Below are 22456 nucleotides of genomic sequence, written 5' to 3' on the forward strand. Positions count from 1 at the left end.
TATATCGATACATCCTGCTTCATCCTCGCCTTGTCATAAACATTCCGCCACGCATCATAAAATACCCGATCAGGCTAATCACCCAGATCATTGCTGTAAAAACAAACATAAAATGTAATTGCACCGGATCAGTCACAATGTCTATCACATCTTTCCAGATTAACTTGGGATGTGTTATCGCATTCCAACTATTCCAACGAATAAACCGTCCAATATAGATACCGATACTGCTTAAAATTAGAACGATATGTGCAAATATCCATGAACGTACAACACCATAGCGTTCACTGACTAATTGCTGTATGGAAGACAACGAATACGTACCTAATCCCAAGCCTAAGATAGCCGCGACAAAAAATAAAAACAGATGATACCAGAATTCCAAATGAAATAAAAAGCGTTGTCCTGATGGAACTTCAAAATGAACAAACGGATGCAATGTGTCTGTTACCAGATATACTGAATTAGGATAAAACAATAACCAGACAATTCCTGCTCCAATCACCAATATATTTTTGATCCAAGACTGACGTAACTTGACCAATACATCAATACACAACGCTAGACCAATCGGAACCCAGCCTAGAAAAATGTCCCAGTTTAGATAACGGTAAATATCTCGCCCTGTATAATCTCGTAAATGAATACCTAGTGCTACACAAAACCCTGTAGCGATCAATAACGTGATCAACATAACCATTTTGCCTGTCCATACTTTGGTACCCCAGATATTGTAATTCTGATTCATTATGATTCTCCTTGCTGGTCAAATTGTTCACAGTACTCTAGCATTTCTTCCAATCGAGCCAATTGCTTGATCCAATCGCTAGGAATCTGATCATAACCGTAATGTATTCCAGCTAGTCCTCCTGCTACAGCGGCTGTTGTATCGGTATCTTCACCTAGATTCACTGCTTGTAATACCGCATCTCGATAATTTGAAGTATGCAGAAGTACCCATATACTGGCTTCTAATGTGTGCACTACATATCCGCTTGAAGAGATTTCTTCTATAGGAAACTGATCGATCGAGCCACTAAGTAAGCGCTGATACCGTTCTATTTCTGGATAATCGGCATATTCACTATTAATGATCTGACAAGCCTTTTGATAGCCATCTTTGATCGTCATCGGTGAAGAAGCTTGTAACAACTGGATACCTATTTCGACATAAATAATACCCCCAAGAATAGATACAGGATGACGATGCGTTAAAGAAGATACCCGTGTAATCCAATCCAGACGTGTACTCGCATCTTGATCGACTAATTTATAAATTAAAGGCAGAATACGCATCAATGATCCATTCCCATTGCTATACTCGTCATGACCTCCTGCTTGTTCTGGATGGTTCGGATCTTTTTCTATAAGTGCAATGGCTTTTCGGGTCGCAATCCCAATATCAAATACTTCATAGTGTGCACCCCAGAGCCCTTGACGATACCACTGAATAAAACGTCTTCCCAAATCGATCGTATCCAATTGTGGATGGTGAACAAGACTAACTAATAATGCGACCGTCAATGCACCATCGTCTGACCACGTCCCTGCTGGTTGTTGATGAGTACCATAACCGATCATATCTACAGCAGGCTGACGAGCTATGATTGAACGATCCAAAAATTCGTAAGGGACACCTACAGCGTCTCCAACTAACAATCCGATGATTCCATCTTTACTAGAATGGTTTATAAATGACATATTATGTAGTCTCCTTCTCTGATTAATTTCAATGTATAAATCATTTAATGCTATAATAATTTCCAAACTTATGAGGAGTGAGCGATATGATTATTGATATACAACACGCCAGCTGGCGAAGAGATCAGACTACGATTATCAACGATATTTCCTGGCAAGTACAGCCCGGAGAACATTGGTGCTTACTCGGTCTCAACGGTTCGGGCAAAACCACATTACTGAATATGGTGAATGGTTACATTTGGCCGACAACAGGTAGTATTAACGTGCTTGATGAACAATTTGGTGCTGTCGATCTGCGAGAACATCGCAAAAAAATCGGCTGGGTCAGTACATCGATGCAACAACGATTACATGGTCATGAGAAAGCAGAGAACATTGTGCTTAGTGGCAAATTTGCTTCGATTGGTATTTACAATCAGATCGAAGAACAAGATCATGCACAAGCTTTATCTATTATGAAGCAATTGGATGCCGAAAGGCTAGTAGGACGCACTTATGATACCTTATCTCAAGGAGAGCGGCAACGTATTCTGATTGCTAGAGCTTTGATGGCGTCGCCAGAATTGCTGATTTTGGATGAACCTTGTACAGGGCTTGATATTTTTTCACGTGATCAATTACTGCATCGGATACAATCGATAGCGATGCAAGATCATGCGCCTACATTACTCTATGTTACGCATCATATCGAAGAAATCATGCCTTGCTTTAACAAAACATTATTGATTCGTGATGGAGCGGTATTTGCTTCAGGTGATACAACAGCGATGGTGGAATCCAAGCAACTCAGTTCTTTTTTCAATACCCCTGTAGATGTACGATCTGAACCCGGACAACGCTACTCTATTCGCTTGGTATAATAAGTGAAATAATCGTCAAGGGTACGGTTACAGACTTTATTTGTACTTCATGCTCGATTACTCACCACATCGATACATCTAAGAATAAATCACATAAAGGAGTATACCTATGAACTATCGTAACCTTGGAAAAAGTGGATTAAAAGTGTCTGAACTGGGTCTAGGCACCAATTCTTTTGGCAAACGTGCAGATCAAGAAACATCGATTCGTATTTTACATACTGCTATAGATCGGGGAATTAATTTTATTGATACCGCTAATATCTATGCAGGCACAGCTTCAGAACGCATTATTGGTCAAGGTCTACAAGGTGGTAAACGTCAACAAGTGGTATTAACGACCAAAGCTGGTCTTCCAATGGGTGAAGGTCCTAATGATCGTGGTTCTTCTCGCTATCATCTTGAACGCGAATTGGATCAAAGTCTCAAACGGTTGCAAACCGATTATGTAGATCTGTATCAAATTCATACGTTCGATCCGTATACTCCATTAGAAGAAACATTGCGTACACTAGATGATATGGTACGCTCAGGTAAAGTAAGGTATATCGGCGCTTCGAATTATGCGGCATGGGAATTGATGAAAGCATTAAGTATCAGTGACCAATTCAATCTCAATCGCTATGTATCGCTTCAGACCTCATACTCTTTAGCAGATCGTACACCCGAGCAAGAAGTGGTTCCTTTATGTCTGGATCAAGGGTTAGGCATTATTCCTTATTTCCCTCTTGCTGGTGGTATTCTTACTGGTAAATATTCAGATAAGCAACCTTCTCCTTCAGGTTCGCGTGCAGATACAGATCCTTCTTTCCAGCGCTTTTTTAATACCCAACGTCTCAATCTAGGTGAAGTATTACGACTGTATGCACAAAATCGTTCCACGGAACCTACAACGCTTGCCTTAGCATGGTTACTTAAACGTCCTGCTGTTGCTACAGTCATTGTAGGCGCTACACATGCAGATCAATTGGAAAGTAATCTGAATAGCTTAGACTATGTCATTAGTGATGAAGTCGATGCTCGATTAGATGAAATGAGCCGTTCAAACAAGAATGGAGAACCTTTTGCTAGTTATCGCATATAATGAAGATAGGCATACTCTATATTTCGTGTAACTACCATCGTATTCAGAACCGTCGGGAGGTTAAACCATTATGACCCATCATTCAGATTTGTATGCTTCGCACATCATCTATCCTGCACCTTTACAGGCAGGCGATCTTATCGGTATTATTGCTCCATCCAGTGGGTTAGAACCAGAGATTCATCATTTAATACACCGGTCTACAGCGTATCTGCATCAACTAGGGTATCAGACACGTGTCGGTAGCAGTGTATGGACCAATGATAAATGTGTAAGCTTACCTAAAGAAAAACGGGCAGCCGAGTTAGAGCAATTCCTGCTTGATGATAAGATCAAAGCCATTATTCCTCCATGGGGTGGCGAATTTCTAATGGATATTTTGCCCTTATTAAATTGGGAAAAGATTCGTCAAGCCTCACCTACATGGATACTAGGATTTTCAGATATTAGCACTTTAACCTTTACGTATACGATGATGACAGGATATGCATCAGCTCATGGACCTGGAGTGGTTGATATTTCAGGAGCGGATGATAATCTAACGATTCGCTGGCAGGATCTTTTATCTGCTGCATCAGGACAAAGCGTCGAGCAATCATCTTCTACGTATCATCAGACGCATAGCGATTATTCGAAGCCTAATTTCAATCTGGATACGCCTACAGAATGGAAGATTCTCGGACAAGAAGATCAACCAGAATCTTCTCTTGAATTGTCAGGTCGATTGATAGGTGGTTGTATGGATGTGCTTACTCCACTGATCGGTACACCATGGGCTCCTGTGACTGATTTTATCCAACATTATGATCAAGAAGAAGGATTTATCTGGTATCTGGAAAGTTGTGAAATGAATGCGGGTGATATTTATCGTCATCTTTGGCAAATGAATCAAGCGGGTTGGTTCCGATATACACGTGGTGTGCTGATCGGTAGACCTGCTGGCTATACACCTGTCAAAAATTTCGAACTTCAAGATGCATTACAAGCTGTATTCGGAGAACAACAGATTCCTGTGATCTATAATGTAGATATTGGACATATTCCTCCGCAACTTACGTTAATTAATGGGGCTAGTGCTCATATTCAAGTATCTAATGGATCAGGTACAGTTCAACAAACATTACGTTAAATAACAAAAAGACTGCGTCCTCAGTAATCTTGGGATGCAGTCTTTTTGTGTTCTATATTGATTCATGATATAGATAGAAACTTATTGGTTTTGAAGTTGATGCAAATAGTGAATCATGCGCTGATCTTGCTCATGATCATATTCATATCCTGTCACTTCTGCTACATATACCGATAGATTACGGAATAGCTTTGTCATCTGAAGCAAGCTTTGCCAGTTATCGTCTAACAGATTGCCTGCATACGTTTGTGCTAATGCTTGCGCTAATTCAGGTTCTAGCTGTTGTCGATATCCAGCCCGATCATGATGATACATCACATCCCACTCATGCTGACTACCTGCATACCAATCTAACATTTTTTCAAGATAACGAGTTCTTAGAATATGATCCAACTGATATTTAGCGACAAGCAATTCTTGTTGCAAAAGGCTTTTGGCTGTTTGCATACAATACCACCAAAATTCATGCTGAATCTGTTCATATTCTTGCCGTGCAGGTTTATTTAGACGTACAGACTGTTGATTAAGTACCACGATTGAATGTTGTATACGATGATCTTTATCCAGCAATACTTGGTATATCGGTGTAGTGAAAGCAGATTCATTGTCGATCTGATTCTCCCATTCACTCACAGGATAGATTTGAAATTCGATTTCGATACCATCGGTATACAATACATTCTGGGTACAAGCAACCGCTCCAGTCACGGAATGATGACGAATATGTTGTAATGTAGTCAACGGTTCTCCGAATGTATGCAACCATTCTTCTTGCCAGATCATTGTATTCAGTTCATTCACTATACATTGAATATGATAAGTTGCTAACGGATTACTATGAACTTGATCATTACCATGTGTACCTGCCAAAACAACAGCACGAATATTGGTTGTCTGTTCTGCCCATGTGACGATCATATTTATAATTTGCTCTTGTGATTTGATTGTATTCACTGTTTTATCCCACCTGTCTGCAAATTAACTCTTTCACCTTATCCTTCTTTTTCATATTAACAAAGTTTACCATATAAAAGCTGTATTACTTTGCATTTCATAGCTCATTTTCATCAATTATGTAAATTTTTGCTCAAACAGTGAAAAATAACAATCTTCTTTCCGATAATAGATAAGGTACTCTACAAAATAGCATCTATAGATAGACGTTTTATCAGATGGATCATGTAGCACTTACATAATTTTAGATTGGCACAAATACTCAATCTCATAAAGGAGTGAATTTTTTTATGTCTCGCTCGACAGCGATTCCTACTACTTCTGTAACTCCTAAGCATGTACCTCATTATATGATGATGGTACTGATTATTGGAGTTATTTTAGTGATCATTGAATGTTATTTTTCAGTAATGATCAACAGAGAACACATGTATTCACAAACTGGATCACTTTTTCGTACATTAGGCTGTATTCTTGTAGGAGCTTGTCTAGCCGTATCCGGCACAGTCATGCAGTATATTTCGCGTAACACAATGACTTCTCCTTCCACTATGGGCTTGACTCAAGGAACAGCGCTAGCATTATGCATTATTATTATCTTTCTACCTTCACTAAGTCAGTGGATGATTATGGTCTGGGCGATTGCAGGCGCAGCTATAGGTGGATTCGTAGCTTATAGTATCGGCAATCTACTTCCATGGAAAGTAAAATCATTACGCCAGATCAGTGGCGGAATCGCAGCTGTCTTCTTAATTACAGTGATCTCTATGATTATATATTCTTCTTATTCTACTATTGATTATATCGATCATCTGGTGAATCCTACTATATTAGGTGACCCACGCTTTACCATCTGGGTGCTGTTACCTGTCACTGTAGGCGCAATAGTAATCTGTTGGTTACTTTCACTACGTGTACCATCCCGCTCAGCAACAACTCGTTTCTTTTCATTAAGTTGGGCAACGATCATTTGTATGCTGATGGTGATTCTGATGACAGGCATATCGACCATGTTAGCTGGGCCGCTTGGACTGGTGGGCATTATTATTCCAAGCATATTGCGCTTTTTCTTTCATCAACCGCCGATTCGCTGGTTGATTCTAGGGTCATCGATTTATGGCGCAGTATTGATTCTTGGGTTGGATATTTTATCGCATACGATTGATCCGATTTTTGATATTGCGGTGATGCCGATCACCGTTATTATCGGTGCTCCTTTTTTAATTTATCAGATTAGCAAAGAAATTGAGAGAAATCTACTTCGTTATTCGTAAGCTTCTACTGTAAGTATGGATGTATCCGGCTCTTTCCCTTTATAAATCAACAACAAACTGTTATACTACGAAGGTTGATTGCGGATACATCCAACAGGGGAGGCATATGACGTGCGTGTACTGATATCGATCTGGAACGAAATACGTAGTTGGCCGCACAATGTGCGGTTATTTTTCTGGGCTAATTTATTTTATCAAATAGGTACAGGGATGTTCAGTGTACTCTACAATTTGTATATTCAAGGGTTAGGTTACCCCGATGTGATGAACGGACGTATTATTAGTATTCAATCCTTAGCTACTGCTATTTTATTTATACCTGTCGGATTAATGGGCGATCGATTCAGCCGTAAAAAGTTACTAGTGCTGGGTGCTTTGACCAGTGGTCTATTTTTTATCGGTAGATCTTTTGCGATGAATGAACAAAGTTTATTAGTTTTAGCTGTGTGTTCGGGAATATTTGCTTCTATTTTTCAAGTCATGGCTATTCCTTTTTTGGCTGAAAATGTAGAGAAATCCAAGCGTCTACGAATGTTCAGCTATCTGGCTTGTCTTACACTTGCAGCTCAGGTACTGGGTAATACAGGCGGTGGTGTGCTTGCCGATATTCTACAATTTACAGGACTCACGTACATATTAAGTCTACAGTTAGTGCTTTTACTGGGGAGTATAGCGACTTTAGCTGCTTTTATCCCGATGGCGATGATTCGGGAAAATGCTTCATCTGCGGCACCTGCTCCACTTGAAGTTAAAATACTAGAGACCAAGCAAGCCGAACCTGAACCAATAGCAGTCTCGACTGCGACTAAATCTGTTCCATCGACTGCTCATTCAGATACTGTATTTATCAGTCGCTTTCTACTCGCTCAGTTATTAACAGGATTAGGTTCAGGGTTAGTCGTGCCTTACTTAAATTTGTATTTCACCAATCGATTCGCAGTTTCGTTAACTTCAATGAGTATATTGATTTCGTTAGGACAATTAATGACGATTGTATCGATGTTACTCGGCCCTTCGTTGGCAGCACGAATAGGTCCAGTACGAGCGGTGGTTGTGTTTCAATTGCTATCGTTACCGTTCTTATTGTTAACCGGATTTACAAATGTATTGATTATCGCTTCAATTAGCTTTTTGTTCCGACAAGCACTGATGAATGCGGCAAATCCTTTGCAATCTTCTATCATGGTAGATCGTGTGTCTGACAAAAGACGCAGTATCGCCAATTCATTAATGCAGACCGTATTTATGTTAGGTTGGGCAAGTATGGGACCTGTACAATCGTATCTAGTCACTAGCTATGGAACGTATTGGGGTTATGCGATTGCGTTTAGTATCACAGGCGTATTGTATACGATCTCTTCGTTGTTATATTACTTTATGTTCCGCAAGCCCACGAACACAGGGAATCAACCCGTTTCTATCTAAATAGGCTATCATAGACAACTTTGCAAAACTATATATTATGAATTAAAAAAGCATCCTGTTATCAAGCAGGATGCTTTTCTTTATAATGATCTTTGTCTAAACGTAGATATATAGCGCCATAGACACCAACCTATCGTTGCCCCGATCGAATTTAGAATCAGATCATCGATATCAAATGTTCCACGTTTACTGATCATCTGTACAATTTCGATAATGAGAATACCTAATGCAAAGCGAATCATAAATGCCCGCCAAGTATATGACTTTAGCAAAGGAATACATACTCCAAATGGAACAAAGACAGCAATATTTCCGAATAAATTAATCCACTGATCAATCCGCCCACCTACTCGCATCAAAGCAAAATCAGTAATCGTATGAAAAGGAACGATATTATACCGATAAGCTGATTGAGGGTCATACTCTCTTCCAAATCCGAAAAACATCCAATACAGCAACAATGGCGTGTATATACATAATAAAATAAACGACACTTTTCTGATCATACAGACCTACACTTTCTTTGTACTCACTTTAAATATGATTCTAATAGTAGATCAATGAATCTGATGATATAAGGAAGAACCGACCTTTTTCTTTATATCCATTTGTAGCAATAGTTCTAATAATCCTTCAGGCACAACCAAAGCATTAAGGTCTTCTTTCAGATCCGTCAGTGTTTTCCATTCTGCTTCATAGGCTACTTCATTACTTTCTATTCCGTATACGATATCTTGCTGATAAATCAAAGGATCTTTTGCTTGTGCACTATAAATAAAATTGATCTCATGTCCTAATACTTCTTTAATTTCTCCTGAATCTTGATGTTGCTCTGTAAACTTAAAATGATTCTCAATTACATACTGCAATATAGGTTCAATGATCTCAACATTGATCTCCTCTTTTACTTCTCGCGTTACTGCTGTTAGACTGTTTTCGCCATATTCCATCGTTCCACCTACAGGGCGATACATCGTTTTACTTTTATGTACGTTTTCAATTCGTTGAAAAAGAAAACGTTGGTCTTGCTGTAGCAAACAAAGACATACTGTACGAATATGCATACATTTCCACCTTTCTAATATTAGATTATTTTATCATCTACTATTCATCACGAACGCAAGCTGATGTCATATCCTATCTGATAAAAGTCAGCAAGGTCTTGTCTACCGGTAGCGGATAAGCGCTTAATTGCTTCTTCAATACTCACCACATCTACTACAGAGACCTGTTCTCCATCTGGAGGATTAAGTGGTTGATGATTGAGCTGTACCTGTCCATAGACAGTAAGACGAATAAAAGAAGGATGTGGAATATACGATCGATAAGGAGTCTCGGCAGAAGAGATACATTGAAAATAGCCGAAAACATAATAATCGATAAGGGTTGCCCCCATTTCTTCCATAACTTCACGCTCAAGAGCAGTTACATAATGTTCTCCTTCTTCCAATGTTCCTCCTGGCAATTCCCAGCGTCCATCTTCCAATTGCATGATCACCACTTGATCGCCTACCATCGGTACAATCGATATGTTACTAATCTGTGCAATATCTATTTCATCTAGCGAAGTAATTGGTTGAAATCTTGCTGTAACCGGTCCCCAAGAAATAGGTTGTGAGAGTGCTGGTAATGTACTTAATAATTGCCCGGTTTGCTTCATATCAAAAGCCGCTTTTGCTGCTTTGAGCCATGGATGAAGTACCATCTGCTCTCGTTGTTGCCAGATATAATCCAAATACACTACAATCGCATCATCTAAAGAATGCTCTGCGGCAGATTTCATCTGATGAATAAAAGGAGCCGAATCTTCTGATGCCCAAGAGCATTTATCGGCTACAAATAGAATTTTATCCATCGTGCCAAGCTCAGCTTGCAGTGTCGTATGACAAGTAATCGCACTTAACAGATCTGGCTCATCCAAACCGAACCATTCCGCGGCTAACCAGCTGGATAATTTCTGATGCAATACATAAGGAACTTGTCGTTCTTCAGCTAATATTTCGATCTCTAGTTGCTCTGCCAGTATAACTTTCTCATGATCAGTCAATAGTGTACTGAGATCATGTAAGTACCCTGCATATTGAGCGGTATGTTGATCTGCTCCATACCGTTCTGCCAACATTACCGCTTGCTTTGCCACATTCAGACTGTGTTGCCATGTATCTTGTTGATGATTTTTGTCAAAGGTATATTCAAGATAATCAGGTATAGATTGTTCTGGATGATAAGGTTCTAAATATTGTGCTAACAGTTGCTGGGCTATATTGTTCATTACTTTTTCCACTCTCCATCCAACACATTCATCTCTTATTTAAAATATCGTGTTACCACTTCATATGCAAGTTTGGGACGGCGATAACCATCTACGATTCCTTTATTGTTTTGTGTACGTGCTCGCATCATCGGCCAGATGCCTTCTTCCGTAACACGACAATCGCAGAATTGCCAGATAAACATCCCTGATATATATGCTCGCTCGGTATAAGCTTTTAAATTACTTTCAATAATATCTGCTTGTCGTTCTTCTGTGCCTTTGACACAATTAGGTGAACGATAGCCATAAAATCCATCTGCTCCAAATTCACTCATTATCATCGGTTTACCTTTTCCACCTGCTTGATCTGCCCATTGGCGTGCTAGATCGCATAATTCCCCGGGATCTTCATCCCCATACCAACCTGGATAGAGATTAAAAGATACAATGTCTGCTAGATCAAAACAAATCTCATTTTTCCGATGATGAGAAGCAAAGCTAAGCGGTCGACTATGATCTAAGCTACGAATCTGTTCCAATTGACGTTGATAATGAACTCGACCTTCTTCTTGATCACTTGCACATTCATTTAGAATGGCCCATATGATAATCGATGGATGATTGTAATGTTGAGTGACCATTTCACGATTTACTTGTTCACACTGCTCTATAAATTGCGAATGACGCATATCTTCGATACTCAATCCACGAGCATGATTTTCTTCCCATACCAGTATTCCATATTCATCACATAGATCAAGAAAACGTTCATCATTTGGATAATGACTGGTACGAACGGCATTTGCACCTGTATGAATCATTAGTTCTAGATCTTGTACCATCAATGCGATAGGAAAAGAAGCACCAACCATCGGATGATCTTCATGACGATTGAACCCTTTTAACACAATAGGTTGGTGATTCAGTAACAACTTCCCTTCATATGTATTAATCGTTCGAAATCCTACCCGTTCCACCCAATCATCTACAAGTTCTATCATGTTCGACTGATGCTGATACCATAAAGTCTGCCATTCATAAAGATAAGGATGCTCACAGCTCCATGACTGTATATTCGAAAATGTGAACGTGTGCGTAAATTCCAAATATTGTCCAGCTTTTAGCGTGATTTCTGGTAATTCTTGCTTCCAGAGTGTGGATTGCTGAAGAGGTGATAATTCAAATTGGATGTGCCCTTTAATATCATGATCTGCATGAGACTGTAGAGCTATCCGCACATTTGCTTGCCAGTTTCCTTCTTCATCTGTTGTCCAATCTTCTTTGATAGGTGTAAATTGAACCCATTGAATGGAGCAACTTTGTAGCGGAAGTATTTCCATTATGACCGGACGAATCATACCTCCATATGTATAGTAATCATTAGGAAGATGAAGGGCAGAATGTTGACCAAATGAATTATCGACTTCTACACACAATTCATGAGCACCCGGCTCTACATTCATAATAGTCGTATCGAATGCTGTATAAGCATTATAATGCTCAGCTACTTGTTGTCCGTCCCAATAGACTTTAGCAGTATGACTCACACCTTTGAATAACAGCCGAACATGGGCTGTATTGTCGATATAAATCGATCTGCGATATATCCCTTGTCCGCGATAAGTCAACAATTGAGGATGCATTTCCCAACAACCGGGCACAGCAAGCTTGTAATCATAATCTATATTTTCAGCTAATCCGTCTATTAATAACGCTCTCATTTTACCAAAGTCCCATAGGCCTTCCAGTGATTGTCTAGCCCGAATACGATGATTTTGAAATAATCGATCCATAATGCACTCTCCTTTGATCTATCCGAATGTACGATTAGCTTAGCATAACAAAAATACAGAAACCAGCACAAAAAAGAAGCAAACCTATTCTTTTAGCCTATAGCCAAAAAGATGGTTTGCTTCACATTTTATCTAATTACTGGATTATATTGTTCAGTCCAGCTCTGTTCAACATGATCAATAATTTCAACCAATGCTTCTTCATTATTTGTTTTTACCGTTATCCAATTGGCCACTTGTTTGAGATCTGAATGTGCATTTTGCATCGCTACACCATGCCCTGCTAGCTTAATCATTTCTACATCGTTTAAATGATCCCCTACAGCTAACACTTCATCAGGCTGACTACCTGTCATTGTAATTAATTGTTGTAAAGCTGTTCCTTTGTTTATCCCAAAAGGCAATATTTCTAAAATGTCATGTTCTGATTTAACGGTATTTAGAAATTCAATCTGTTGCTGAAAAAGAGTTAACGATTCAGGCTCGCCCAGTAACATCATCTTAGTAATTTGTTCAGCAATATGTTCTAATCCCATCAAAGTAATCACTTGTACTTCCACTTGCTCTTTATCAATCCAACATTGGATTCTAGGCGTAATTCGTGTGCAGTAAATCTGTTCCTGATGAAATACAAGCAAGTCCAGATCAAAGGGCTGACGAATACTATAGTAGTGATTAAATATCCACTGTACATGCGATTTAGAGACAAATTGCTCTTCAAGAAAGCAAGCTTGTAGCGGATCATAGATCTTGGCTCCATTATATAGAATCAGAGGATTGGTTAGATGCAATAATTCTATAAACGGTTGTACGCTCATTAGTGATCGACCTGTAGCTAAAGTAAAGTATCCTCCACGTTCTGTAAATGTACGAATACGTTGCTGAATATAAGGAGATATCTGTTGGTGTGTATCTAGTAAAGTGCCATCTACATCTGATACGATCCAACGAATAGGCATATGCATAGACTGATCGATAGACATCGTTAGCCCCCTCAATATATAAAATATGTAAAGCATCGGTTAATATAGATGCACATTCATCGCATCAAAAGAATATTCGCCAAGCAATCACGTTACGTTATCCATCTTACAAGTCAATTGTTAGCCACAGTATCATTTTGTGCTGTTGATTTGTTAAATGCAAAAAAAGACTGACATGGATCAAAGATCGCAGTCAGCCTTTTTGTACATATATACATTTATTGATATGAAAATCTTATCGCTTGGTTAGTAGAATTTACAATTTCTTATCGTCTACTTTATTCAACCAATCTTCAATATTACCAATCACTGAAGCTACACAACCGTCTTCAAATGGAGACGTCAACCCGCCTACTTTCACAAGCTCTGTAAATGGTTTGCTTCCACCTGCACGACATAATTGAAGATAATCATCCCATGCTGGCTTCTGATCTTCATTCATCCGTTTCCAGAATTGGAAAGCACAGATTTGAGCCAGTGTATAGTCAATATAATAGAATGGCGATTCATAAATATGACCTTGTTTTTGCCAGTAAGCTCCACTTTGCAGATATAGATTATCGCTTTGATCCCAGAATGGTAGGTACTTCTCTTCTACCGATTTCCAAGCCGCTTTGCGCTCTGCTGGTGTGAAGTCTGGATTTTCATAAATAATATGTTGGAATTCATCGACAGCGACTCCATAAGGAATAAAGATTAACCCGCTGGATAAATGATCGAATTTGTATTTCTCTGTATCTTCTTTGAAGAACAATTCCATCCATGGCCATGTAAAGAACTCCATACTCATCGAATGAATTTCTGCCGCTTCTGAGGTCGGCCATGTGTATTCAGGCACTTCAAAATGACGGCTTTCATAGACTTGGAAAGCATGCCCTACTTCATGGGTTAATACATCAATATCGCCGGATGTTCCATTAAAGTTAGCAAAAATAAATGGACTTTGGTGGTCATTAATAAAGGTACAATAACCGCCACCCATTTTACCTTTTTTACTTAACAAATCCATCAATTCATGTTCCATCATAAATTCATAGAATTCATTAATTTCTGGCGACAATTCTTTATACATCTGTGCACCGTTTTGGATAATAAATTCAGGATCACCTTTAGGCGTCGGATTGCCTGTAGGGAAAGAGTACTCTTGATCAAAATAAGACAAGCGCTCTAATCCCAAACGCTCACGTTGACGTTCTTTCAAACGCGCTGCTGCTGGGACAATATACTCTTGAACTTGTTTGCGGAAATTAGCTACTTGTTCAGGACCATAATCGGTACGTCCCATACGTGCATATCCTAATGCTGTAAATGTTTTGTATCCTAGCTTGTGAGCAATCGTTGTACGAATCTTAACTAACTCATCATAAATACGATCCAATTCTTCGCCTTGTTCAGCAAGGAATCCATAACGAGCTTCGCCTGCACGTTGTCTCATATCACGATCTTTGGATAGACCAAACGGTGCTAATTGAGAAAGAGTACGTTCTTCCCCTTCAAACGGAATTTTAGCTGATGCAATCAATTGAGCATAAGCAGTCGTTAACTTATTTTCTTGTTGCAAATCTGCAATAATATCCGGATGGAATGTTTTAAGTTTCATTTCAGCTAATGCGAATAGGTGGCTACCCCATTTTTGCTCTAATTCGGTACGAAACGCAGAAGTAACCAGTGCCTTATAATACGTGTCTATGTACTCTTGAAACAGAGGATCGATTTCATCCATGTAATCTTGCTCTGCTTTGTAGAATTCATCATTCGTATTAATAGAATGGCGAATATAGACAAGTTGGGCTTGAGTTGAATACGTATTGAACAACTTGTTAATTTCAGCCATCGCACGATCCTGCTCTTGAAATGTAGTTGCATTTACAAATTGACTTAACAATTCATCAAATGTAACTTTAACCGCATCCAAATTCGGGCGTTCGTAAGGAAATTCACTAAATTTCATAGGGTATACATCCTCTCTGTATGTAAGCTCCCGGCACATACCGGTTGTTTACATGTTACTAAATTTCACACACAATTTATAGTTTTTTTATCCAATGGTCGAATAAATAGTAAAAATTGCATCTATAGTCTCATATGAACTTGATGTTATTGGCAAATAAATAGATAGCGTACAAATTTTCCTTTGCGAATATGGCAGACTTCGATCACTTGTAAGCCTACAGCTTCGATAGAATCTTCTATAGGTTCTGTCGCTAGAATAAGAATACGCTCTCCTAGACGTTTGCTACTGGCAAGCATATCTAATCGTTCTTCACTGCTTAGCACAGAGCACAAATTATAAGGTAAATCCAAAACTAACGCATGATAGCGTCCTTCTAATTCTCGCATATCTGCTATCTTCACAATATCTGGCATACCGTAATAAGATAGATTTTCTCGTGCTCCTTGCACTGCTAAAGGATTAAGATCATAACCTATAATGTCTATACCCATAGATAAAGCTTCGATCAACACCGTTCCTATGCCACAACAAGGATCAATCATTGTTATTCCTGTAGGTTGTGGAACAGCAATATTGACGACGGCTCTAGCGACTCGTGTACTAAGTGCTGTAGAGTAATGTTTGGGTTTATCATTATGATGAAGCCAAACAGGTTCAGAAGCTATACATGTTCCTACAACCCAGCGATGATTGGCAAATGTAATCCCTAGCATGATTTGCGGATTTTTCATTTGAGCTTTGCCGCGAATATTCATGCCTATTTGGCGTTCTATCGAACGTTTTTCATCATAGGTAAATAACTGTTCTGCATCAAGGCACATTAATTTGAACGTCTGCTCTTGTAATTGGATGCTCTGTACTATCATTTCCAATTGTTCTAATGTGTTAGCTTCATATTGCACAGCTATCCGATAGTGGATAAAAGGGCTACGATTGGGAGATATAGCCATGTTCGTTTCAAGATAACGGTCATACAATGTGGATTCCGATGTTCTATAGGTAAATAACGAACGTAATTCTAACTGACATAGCTCATACTCATCTTCATGACAAGCATAAGTATAGATATAGGAAGCGGCATGTTCTGGATTCGATTCATCCGGTGTATCAGATGAAGATGGTGATGGATGTAGCACGATATTAACCTCTTTTCGTTGTTCAACTTCTATTGATTATATCAAAGTATAATGAATTAAAAAAAGATCAGATGCACTTATCAAAAGTGATCTGATCTCTTGTCATGAATCTATCCGCATCTATATATCTATAGAATAAGATGATCATACCGCCACATTTATTTTATTTATACTACAGTAGCAGGTACTTTTGTGGTTGCTCCTGCTTTGCTAACCATATTACGAGCAATCCATACTCCTGCCGCCCCTGCTTGTGCTAGTCCACGGGTTACCCCTGCACCATCACCACCACAATATAGACCATCAATTTCAGTTTCTAAATGTTCATCTAACTTTGGACGAGCAGAATAGAATTTAGCTTCTACACCGTAGAATAATGTGTGTTCAGAAGCAATACCCGGTGTTACACCTTCTAACGCTTCTACCATTTCGATCAAGCTTTTCATTGTGTTATAAGGTAAGACCAATCCTAGATCGCCGGGAACCGCTTCTTTAAGTGTAGGTTCAAGGAATCCTTCATTGATCCGTTCTCTAGTCGAACGACGACCACGAAGAATATCACCATACTTCTGTACAATCACTCCACCACTAGATAGATCATTAGCACGACGGCAGATTTCACGAGCATATTCATTGGGTTTATCAAATGGCTCTGTAAATTTGTGCGATACCAGTAGAGCAAAGTTCGTATTCGCAGAACCAAGTACCGGATCTTTAAATGAGTGACCATTTGCCGCCATCACACCACTATGATTCTCAACGACCACATGACCGGAAGGATTACTACAGAATGTTCTTACTCTTGTCCCAACTGAAGTATTGAAAATAAATTTACCTTCATATAAATGTTCATTGATCTGACGCATCACCACATCAGACGTTTCAACTCTCACACCTACATCCACCTGATTATTGTACATTTTTAGGCGACGTTTTTTCAAAATGTCGGTTAACCATGCAGAACCATCACGTCCGGGAGCAATCATCACCATCGGTGCTTCATAGGTCTCTCCTTTTTTGGTAGTGATACCTGTGATGCGGTGTTTACCTTCGATTTTGGTCGTGATAATATCTTCTACTTCTGCTTTGAATACCATATCAATGCGTGAAGTTAAATAACTATAGATAGATTTTAAAATTTCCAAGTTCTGCTCGGTTCCCAAATGACGAACTTCGGCACGAAGCAATTTCAAACCTGAAGCATATCCACGTTGCTCAATATCACTAATAGTATCTGTTGTAGGGTCGGTAATATTACGAGTAGCTCCATGTTCTAGATTGATATCATCCACATAACGAATCAATTCCATTACTTTCGAAGGGGAAAGATAATCGGTTAACCATCCTCCAAATTCAGTAGTAATATTGAATTTACCATCGCTATATGCGCCTGCTCCACCGAAACCTGCGGTTACTGAACAAGCGGGTAGACAGCCAGCATAATCTTTTTTACCTGCGGGAGGTGGACATAATTGAATCTTCTCTTCCATAATCGGACAACTGCGACGATGAATATCATGTCCTTTATCGATCAACAATACTTTCCAATCGGGTGCTTGACGAGTCAATTCATAACATGCAAAAATCCCTGCTGGTCCTGCGCCTACAACAATACAATCATAATGGTTCATAATGTCCTCCTGAGTTGAGTAATATGGGGTGAACGCACAAAAAAAATCCTGACTGTTGAATAGATATGCCAAAGCACACTATTCGTAGTCAGGAATTTATGGTCCCTTGTAGAAACCCCCAAACCTTATTTTCGGGGATATACGAATATATTAGATATCAAAATCATTAAAATGTAGGATCAACAAGCCATTTAGTACCATCCAATCATTTACGCTGTAACTTCTATTCTTATTGTACGAGTAAGATGTATTCATACTAAGTACTGATTAAGATCATTGCGTAAAAATACCACTGTAGCACCTATACATTTCTATTGGCTACAGTGGTATCTTACAAAAAAATAAGCGAACGGTCAAGTGTTAATTTGAATAATAGTTCGTATAAATTGATTTTATATGTTTATTATTTTTTAATAAAAGTATATTTATCGCTAATTAACGAACATTACTTATTATAAAATCTGCGATCTTTCGTCATTTTTTTTATTTTCCCTCTTTTGATTGTCGTTCTTCATTTTTCCTTTAGACTTCTGCATTTAGTTGATGGTTTATCATCTATCATTTGCTATAGATTTATATTTTAATGCGTAACTGACGATTGAAAATCATTACGACTGCCTTTATTTGTATGATAGAAAAGTACATCTCCATCGTTGAGTTGAAAATCATATCCCCAAGGATCATTAAATTGCTTTTGAAATCCTTCCAATTGCCATTGGTTCATAAGTGGTGCATGGATATATTGTAGATGAGGATGATCGGTATCTCCTTGTTGGATCGTTTCAATATCAAAGTTAACCACAATATAGCCATCGGTTAAAAAGACAGACGAATGTTCATCTAATCCTTTGGCACTGTTATTTACTGGATTATTTTTGTTGGTACTATCTGTACTTTGTTCAGCAGATTGTTGTCGATTGGTATTTGTAGAACCGGTAACGTCTTGCAAAGATGTCCCTTGTTTGACTACATATACATCTGACGGCAAGCTATATTCTCCATACCACTTTTGTATAGCAGCCAAAGAACGCATTGTATTATTTCCTTGAGGTAAATGTTGTTGTGGACCGATTAATGTACGTAATGGCTGAGTCAATAATAGATGAGTAAAGTTACCGATATTGACTTTGCGCGTATGACTGGCTTTGCTGAACATTGCAATCGCTTCTTCTGGATTAGTCGGAGTAACAGGTATGACCGACAAAGGTGATTGTTCATCTTGAATCGCTACCGTTTCCCATGAGAGTCCGGTAAGATCTTGCCAGATGGACGATACTGCACGTTCCCATGCTGTATTCCAAAATGAAGTCAATGATGTAGACGGTTGAGAATGAGCCACTTTATTTGGTATTTTAGACGGCAGTGCTTGTTCTTGTAAAAGAAGATCATACATATACAAAGCCGTATTTTTCAATTCTTCTTCAGGTACATGACGTGTTGGATCATTCAAAATGGTATACCGCTGTACCGTATCTTGAGGCGATCCTATTTTAATCAAATTCTCTGTCGCTGTTGAATAATACACATCAACTGGAAAAGGAGTGCCACCTTGCCGTGGTACATAACGAAATGTAGGTGTAATTCGAATGCCATCTTTTGAACTGAACATATTCCCTTTTGTTTTCAAATCAAATTTAAAGTGATATCCTGTTTTGACTGCTAGATTTCTGTAAAAGGGATGACTTCCCTGACGTACTGGTAGTACATAAGGCGCTGTATTTCCACGAGGTGCTCCATCAATACCATTTTCCCCTACCCAATACGATGTTCCATCAGGTACAGCTAGATTTTGCCACGGATGGAATACGATCTGCCAGTTGTAATCTGCAATATCAGTAATATGAAAATCATAGACACGACCGATCACTTCTACTGGTACACTTTCGACAGCTACATGGTTATCTAATGTTACATTGGCATTGTGCTGTACGGTAAACGAAGATGGTGCATTTTCAGCAATCGTACGGAATAAAACATCGTATTTACCTTCATCTACCCAGACTGGCAAAAAGAATGTTGTATCCAATTGATTAACGGGTACATCTACCCATGTGTTTTTAGGAATAAATGTAGTCTGCTCTTTATTATAAGTGTCAAACGGAAATTGAACCTGCTTTGTACGTATATACTTCGCATAGTCTCGATTGCCATAACCCGGATAATTCACATGCTGTCCACCAGTAGGAATACGCACTGAAAAAGGACGATCCAAAATAAGCGCTGAACTGTACGCATCAGGTACTGTTGTCTGATTATGTTTCTGATCATCAGACACCAATGAATAATTGACTACAGGGGTATGGACAGTAACCGTATTGATGCCATTAATCGGGAATGTCTGGTTAGCTCCGCCATCAATATTTCCCGGTAAAAGATTATATTCGATCGTACCTGTACTTGGTGCATTTTTTAGATTTGTTTTGGTTTTGGGAATCATATGGTTAGCACTATAAAGCGTATCTTTGCCAATCATAGTAGGCATAGGCAGCGCTTTAGGCGTTGGCCCTTTTTTGATCGTTCGTGTACTATCCATAATGATTTCATTGTTAAACTTCAGATTATCATTTTCTACTTCTACATCATCTACAGCATTTTCAGCTTTTCTTTTCATATCGCTGCTTTCATCTGGAATGCTAGGACGGCTACTTCCACTTTTCGTTAAGTTTTTGGTACCTCCATTCTGATTACCAGGATTCTTAGGAGCATAATAGGTACCTGTAGTTAAAACAGAATAAGATGGCGGTATATAGTTGTTAGGAGAAATTATAATCTTATTATCTGCAAACGCATAGTTATTCAGCGTAGCTTGCTTAATTCCGTATACTCCCAATTGATCGATTTTCCAAAATGCATACGGTCGCTGAATATCAAAAGAATAATTAACTGTTTTGGTATCTTTCTTCTCTCCATCATCCCATTTTAATTTGTACGTTCGTTTAACCGATATTCGATATGTACATTCCCCTATATATTCTGTAAAGGTATGTTGAGAAAGATAATTCAATGCAAATACATTACCATATAGACTTTCCGAGGTCGGAATCCCTTGAGCGACATCGAACATTTCGCTTCCTCGTCGATCGGCTTTGATGATCGCGGATACCATTGGATCCATGTATTTTCCAGTTAATTGCTGACCTGCTTGAGGAATCGTACATATTGCTGAAGGACCTGTTGTCGGTGGCTCTTCGGCTGCACCTACAGTGATAGTAGCACTATCTTTGAGACTCCACGGATCTTTTGACCAATATGCTGTAATCTGCGCTGTTCCTGTAGCATGGGCAGTTACTTCTCCTGTAGCAGGATCCACACTTGCAATCGCAGGATCAGACGATTCCCATTTCGTCTGATCTCGATGTGTGACATCAATCCAGTTATCCGTAAATTCTTGCTCGTTATAAGCTTTCGTACGTACTTCAGCAGTTAATTGTTCGGTATCGTCAATTTGCAATGTTGCATCCGATTTGACTTGAATTTCTTTCTTTTCAATGACATGTCCTGTGTAGTTGATTTTAAGAGGTGTATAATACTCTACCCATAGTTTTGGATCACCATCTTGTCGCTTTGAATACTCCTTTACTAAATCTGGAGTATATGAATTTCCCGTTTTTGTATAAATAATCGCAAAAATATCACCTTTTTCGTAACTTACATCGCCTACAGAGTCATAACTCATAGCGTTAGTAAATTCAATATGTTGAAATCCTAAATCAGAAATATATTTCTGATCATATGGATTACCCTGAGCATCTTGCATGCTTATAGGTGGATATTTTTCTACTGTTATTTTGTCTTTAACTACAAAGTCTTTTGGTCTGGCGTTCTGTCCTTTTCCTTCTGTTCCAGTTTTATAATTATCTTGCCCATCATTTCTTGATGCCGTCCATAAATCTGTGTCAGTCTGAATCCAAATAACTTTTGGAGTAGGGGACGATTCTCCAATTAAAGGAGTTTTTAATGTTTGGATTTTTGTTGGACCTGCTGGTGTTATAGTAATTTCATTCATATTATCTTTGGAATATACAAAAGAACACCCTAATATTGAATTACATAATATTACTAGTAAATATACTATGCTAATTTTATATTTCATTATTTAGTCACCTTAATCTATTTAATAGAAAATCTAGAGCCATCATCAGTGATATAAGTATTACTCGGATAGTCCGTGCTTATAGTATTTTGCATCCATACATTCATCCCATCTTTACTATTTATATATTTTTTAAATATATTTTGAGGTTCAAATACTGGTAAAGTTTGATAGCCGTATTG

17 protein-coding genes and 1 riboswitch are annotated in these 22456 nt (G+C 38.7%); of the genes, 5 read left to right on the forward strand and 12 right to left on the reverse strand.

Annotated features, from left to right (window positions below; all coding sequences use genetic code 11):
• Positions 1-19: 19 nt before the first annotated feature.
• Together PaeCFBP13512_RS18210 and PaeCFBP13512_RS18215 are read right to left on the reverse strand one after the other, a co-directional pair.
• Positions 20-748: a DUF1361 domain-containing protein gene (locus tag PaeCFBP13512_RS18210; RefSeq protein WP_137225084.1), complete on the reverse strand. Its 729-nt coding sequence runs from the start codon at positions 746-748 to the stop codon at positions 20-22.
• Entirely contained in the window at positions 748-1701 is a 954-nt protein-coding gene (locus PaeCFBP13512_RS18215; protein ID WP_137225086.1) for an ADP-ribosylglycohydrolase family protein, read from the reverse strand. The genes PaeCFBP13512_RS18210 and PaeCFBP13512_RS18215 overlap by 1 nt, the downstream gene beginning before the upstream one ends.
• An 86-nt stretch (positions 1702-1787) precedes the next feature.
• Between PaeCFBP13512_RS18215 and PaeCFBP13512_RS18220 the strand changes: the two genes are divergently transcribed.
• The 3 genes from PaeCFBP13512_RS18220 to PaeCFBP13512_RS18230 all read left to right on the forward strand — a co-directional run bounded on the left by PaeCFBP13512_RS18220 (position 1788) and on the right by PaeCFBP13512_RS18230 (position 4777).
• A complete protein-coding gene (locus PaeCFBP13512_RS18220; RefSeq protein WP_137225088.1) occupies positions 1788-2564 on the forward strand; it encodes an ABC transporter ATP-binding protein in 777 nt (258 codons plus the stop codon).
• Positions 2565-2673: 109 nt separating this feature from the next.
• Positions 2674-3648: an aldo/keto reductase gene (locus PaeCFBP13512_RS18225; RefSeq protein ID WP_069328437.1), complete on the forward strand. Its 975-nt coding sequence runs from the start codon at positions 2674-2676 to the stop codon at positions 3646-3648.
• A gap of 70 nt (positions 3649-3718) precedes the next feature.
• Entirely contained in the window at positions 3719-4777 is a 1059-nt protein-coding gene (locus PaeCFBP13512_RS18230; protein WP_137225090.1) for a S66 family peptidase, read from the forward strand.
• A gap of 81 nt (positions 4778-4858) precedes the next feature.
• Here PaeCFBP13512_RS18230 and PaeCFBP13512_RS18235 read toward each other — a convergent pair whose 3' ends face one another.
• The gene (locus PaeCFBP13512_RS18235; protein ID WP_137225091.1) at positions 4859-5731 is read right to left on the reverse strand and encodes an aminoglycoside 6-adenylyltransferase; all 873 of its coding nucleotides are present in this window, start codon (positions 5729-5731) and stop codon (positions 4859-4861) included.
• A gap of 290 nt (positions 5732-6021) precedes the next feature.
• Here PaeCFBP13512_RS18235 and PaeCFBP13512_RS18240 point away from each other — a divergent pair, with 290 nt between their 5' ends.
• The gene (locus PaeCFBP13512_RS18240; RefSeq protein WP_137225092.1) at positions 6022-7005 is read left to right on the forward strand and encodes a FecCD family ABC transporter permease; all 984 of its coding nucleotides are present in this window, start codon (positions 6022-6024) and stop codon (positions 7003-7005) included.
• 111 nt (positions 7006-7116) lie between these two features.
• Positions 7117-8430 (forward strand): MFS transporter, encoded by a 1314-nt coding sequence (locus tag PaeCFBP13512_RS18245; protein ID WP_069328441.1) that lies wholly within the window; start codon positions 7117-7119, stop codon positions 8428-8430.
• Between the two features lie 80 nt (positions 8431-8510).
• On the opposite strand, the gene PaeCFBP13512_RS18250 is transcribed toward PaeCFBP13512_RS18245, so the two are convergent.
• From PaeCFBP13512_RS18250 to PaeCFBP13512_RS18290, 9 genes are all read right to left on the reverse strand, one after another.
• The gene (locus PaeCFBP13512_RS18250; RefSeq protein ID WP_137225093.1) at positions 8511-8936 is read right to left on the reverse strand and encodes a VanZ family protein; all 426 of its coding nucleotides are present in this window, start codon (positions 8934-8936) and stop codon (positions 8511-8513) included.
• Positions 8937-8987: 51 nt separating this feature from the next.
• Positions 8988-9494 carry an NUDIX domain-containing protein gene (locus tag PaeCFBP13512_RS18255; RefSeq protein ID WP_137225094.1) on the reverse strand — a complete coding sequence of 169 codons (507 nt, stop codon included), beginning with the start codon at positions 9492-9494 and terminating at the stop codon, positions 8988-8990.
• A gap of 47 nt (positions 9495-9541) precedes the next feature.
• Positions 9542-10702 (reverse strand): bis(5'-nucleosyl)-tetraphosphatase (symmetrical) YqeK, encoded by a 1161-nt coding sequence (gene yqeK, locus PaeCFBP13512_RS18260; protein WP_137225095.1) that lies wholly within the window; start codon positions 10700-10702, stop codon positions 9542-9544.
• Positions 10703-10737: 35 nt separating this feature from the next.
• Entirely contained in the window at positions 10738-12477 is a 1740-nt protein-coding gene (locus PaeCFBP13512_RS18265; RefSeq protein ID WP_137225096.1) for a glycoside hydrolase family 2 protein, read from the reverse strand.
• Between the two features lie 128 nt (positions 12478-12605).
• On the reverse strand, positions 12606-13460 hold the full coding sequence (locus PaeCFBP13512_RS18270; protein ID WP_069328444.1) for a Cof-type HAD-IIB family hydrolase: 855 nt from the start codon (positions 13458-13460) through the stop codon (positions 12606-12608).
• A 256-nt stretch (positions 13461-13716) separates the two neighbouring features.
• Positions 13717-15411, reverse strand: coding sequence for a M3 family oligoendopeptidase (locus PaeCFBP13512_RS18275; protein WP_137225097.1), 1695 nt, complete (start codon positions 15409-15411; stop codon positions 13717-13719).
• Between the two features lie 146 nt (positions 15412-15557).
• Positions 15558-16550 carry a TRM11 family SAM-dependent methyltransferase gene (locus tag PaeCFBP13512_RS18280; RefSeq protein ID WP_137225099.1) on the reverse strand — a complete coding sequence of 331 codons (993 nt, stop codon included), beginning with the start codon at positions 16548-16550 and terminating at the stop codon, positions 15558-15560.
• A gap of 167 nt (positions 16551-16717) precedes the next feature.
• On the reverse strand, positions 16718-18181 hold the full coding sequence (locus tag PaeCFBP13512_RS18285) for an NAD(P)/FAD-dependent oxidoreductase (RefSeq protein ID WP_137225101.1): 1464 nt from the start codon (positions 18179-18181) through the stop codon (positions 16718-16720).
• A 65-nt stretch (positions 18182-18246) separates the two neighbouring features.
• A riboswitch (purine riboswitch) is annotated at positions 18247-18346 on the reverse strand.
• A 415-nt stretch (positions 18347-18761) separates the two neighbouring features.
• Entirely contained in the window at positions 18762-22187 is a 3426-nt protein-coding gene (locus PaeCFBP13512_RS18290) for a DUF5704 domain-containing protein (RefSeq protein ID WP_161594309.1), read from the reverse strand.
• Between the last annotated feature and the right edge of the window lie 269 nt (positions 22188-22456).

The organism is Paenibacillus sp. CFBP13512 (assembly GCF_005233705.1).
GTDB classification, from domain to species: domain Bacteria; phylum Bacillota; class Bacilli; order Paenibacillales; family Paenibacillaceae; genus Saccharibacillus; species Saccharibacillus nuruki.

Excerpts from the sequence above, each read along its gene's own strand:
- PaeCFBP13512_RS18210 (WP_137225084.1), bottom strand. The coding sequence starts at position 748 with ATGAATCAGAATTACAATATCTGGGGTACCAAAGTATGGACAGGCAAA.
- PaeCFBP13512_RS18215 (WP_137225086.1), bottom strand. The coding sequence starts at position 1,701 with ATGTCATTTATAAACCATTCTAGTAAAGATGGAATCATCGGATTGTTA.
- PaeCFBP13512_RS18220 (WP_137225088.1), top strand. The coding sequence starts at position 1,788 with ATGATTATTGATATACAACACGCCAGCTGGCGAAGAGATCAGACTACG.
- PaeCFBP13512_RS18225 (WP_069328437.1), top strand. The coding sequence starts at position 2,674 with ATGAACTATCGTAACCTTGGAAAAAGTGGATTAAAAGTGTCTGAACTG.
- PaeCFBP13512_RS18230 (WP_137225090.1), top strand. The coding sequence starts at position 3,719 with ATGACCCATCATTCAGATTTGTATGCTTCGCACATCATCTATCCTGCA.
- PaeCFBP13512_RS18240 (WP_137225092.1), top strand. The coding sequence starts at position 6,022 with ATGTCTCGCTCGACAGCGATTCCTACTACTTCTGTAACTCCTAAGCAT.
- PaeCFBP13512_RS18250 (WP_137225093.1), bottom strand. The coding sequence starts at position 8,936 with ATGATCAGAAAAGTGTCGTTTATTTTATTATGTATATACACGCCATTG.
- PaeCFBP13512_RS18255 (WP_137225094.1), bottom strand. The coding sequence starts at position 9,494 with ATGCATATTCGTACAGTATGTCTTTGTTTGCTACAGCAAGACCAACGT.
- yqeK (WP_137225095.1), bottom strand. The coding sequence starts at position 10,702 with ATGAACAATATAGCCCAGCAACTGTTAGCACAATATTTAGAACCTTAT.
- PaeCFBP13512_RS18265 (WP_137225096.1), bottom strand. The coding sequence starts at position 12,477 with ATGGATCGATTATTTCAAAATCATCGTATTCGGGCTAGACAATCACTG.
- PaeCFBP13512_RS18270 (WP_069328444.1), bottom strand. The coding sequence starts at position 13,460 with ATGTCTATCGATCAGTCTATGCATATGCCTATTCGTTGGATCGTATCA.
- PaeCFBP13512_RS18275 (WP_137225097.1), bottom strand. The coding sequence starts at position 15,411 with ATGAAATTTAGTGAATTTCCTTACGAACGCCCGAATTTGGATGCGGTT.
- PaeCFBP13512_RS18285 (WP_137225101.1), bottom strand. The coding sequence starts at position 18,181 with ATGAACCATTATGATTGTATTGTTGTAGGCGCAGGACCAGCAGGGATT.
- PaeCFBP13512_RS18290 (WP_161594309.1), bottom strand. The coding sequence starts at position 22,187 with ATGAATGAAATTACTATAACACCAGCAGGTCCAACAAAAATCCAAACA.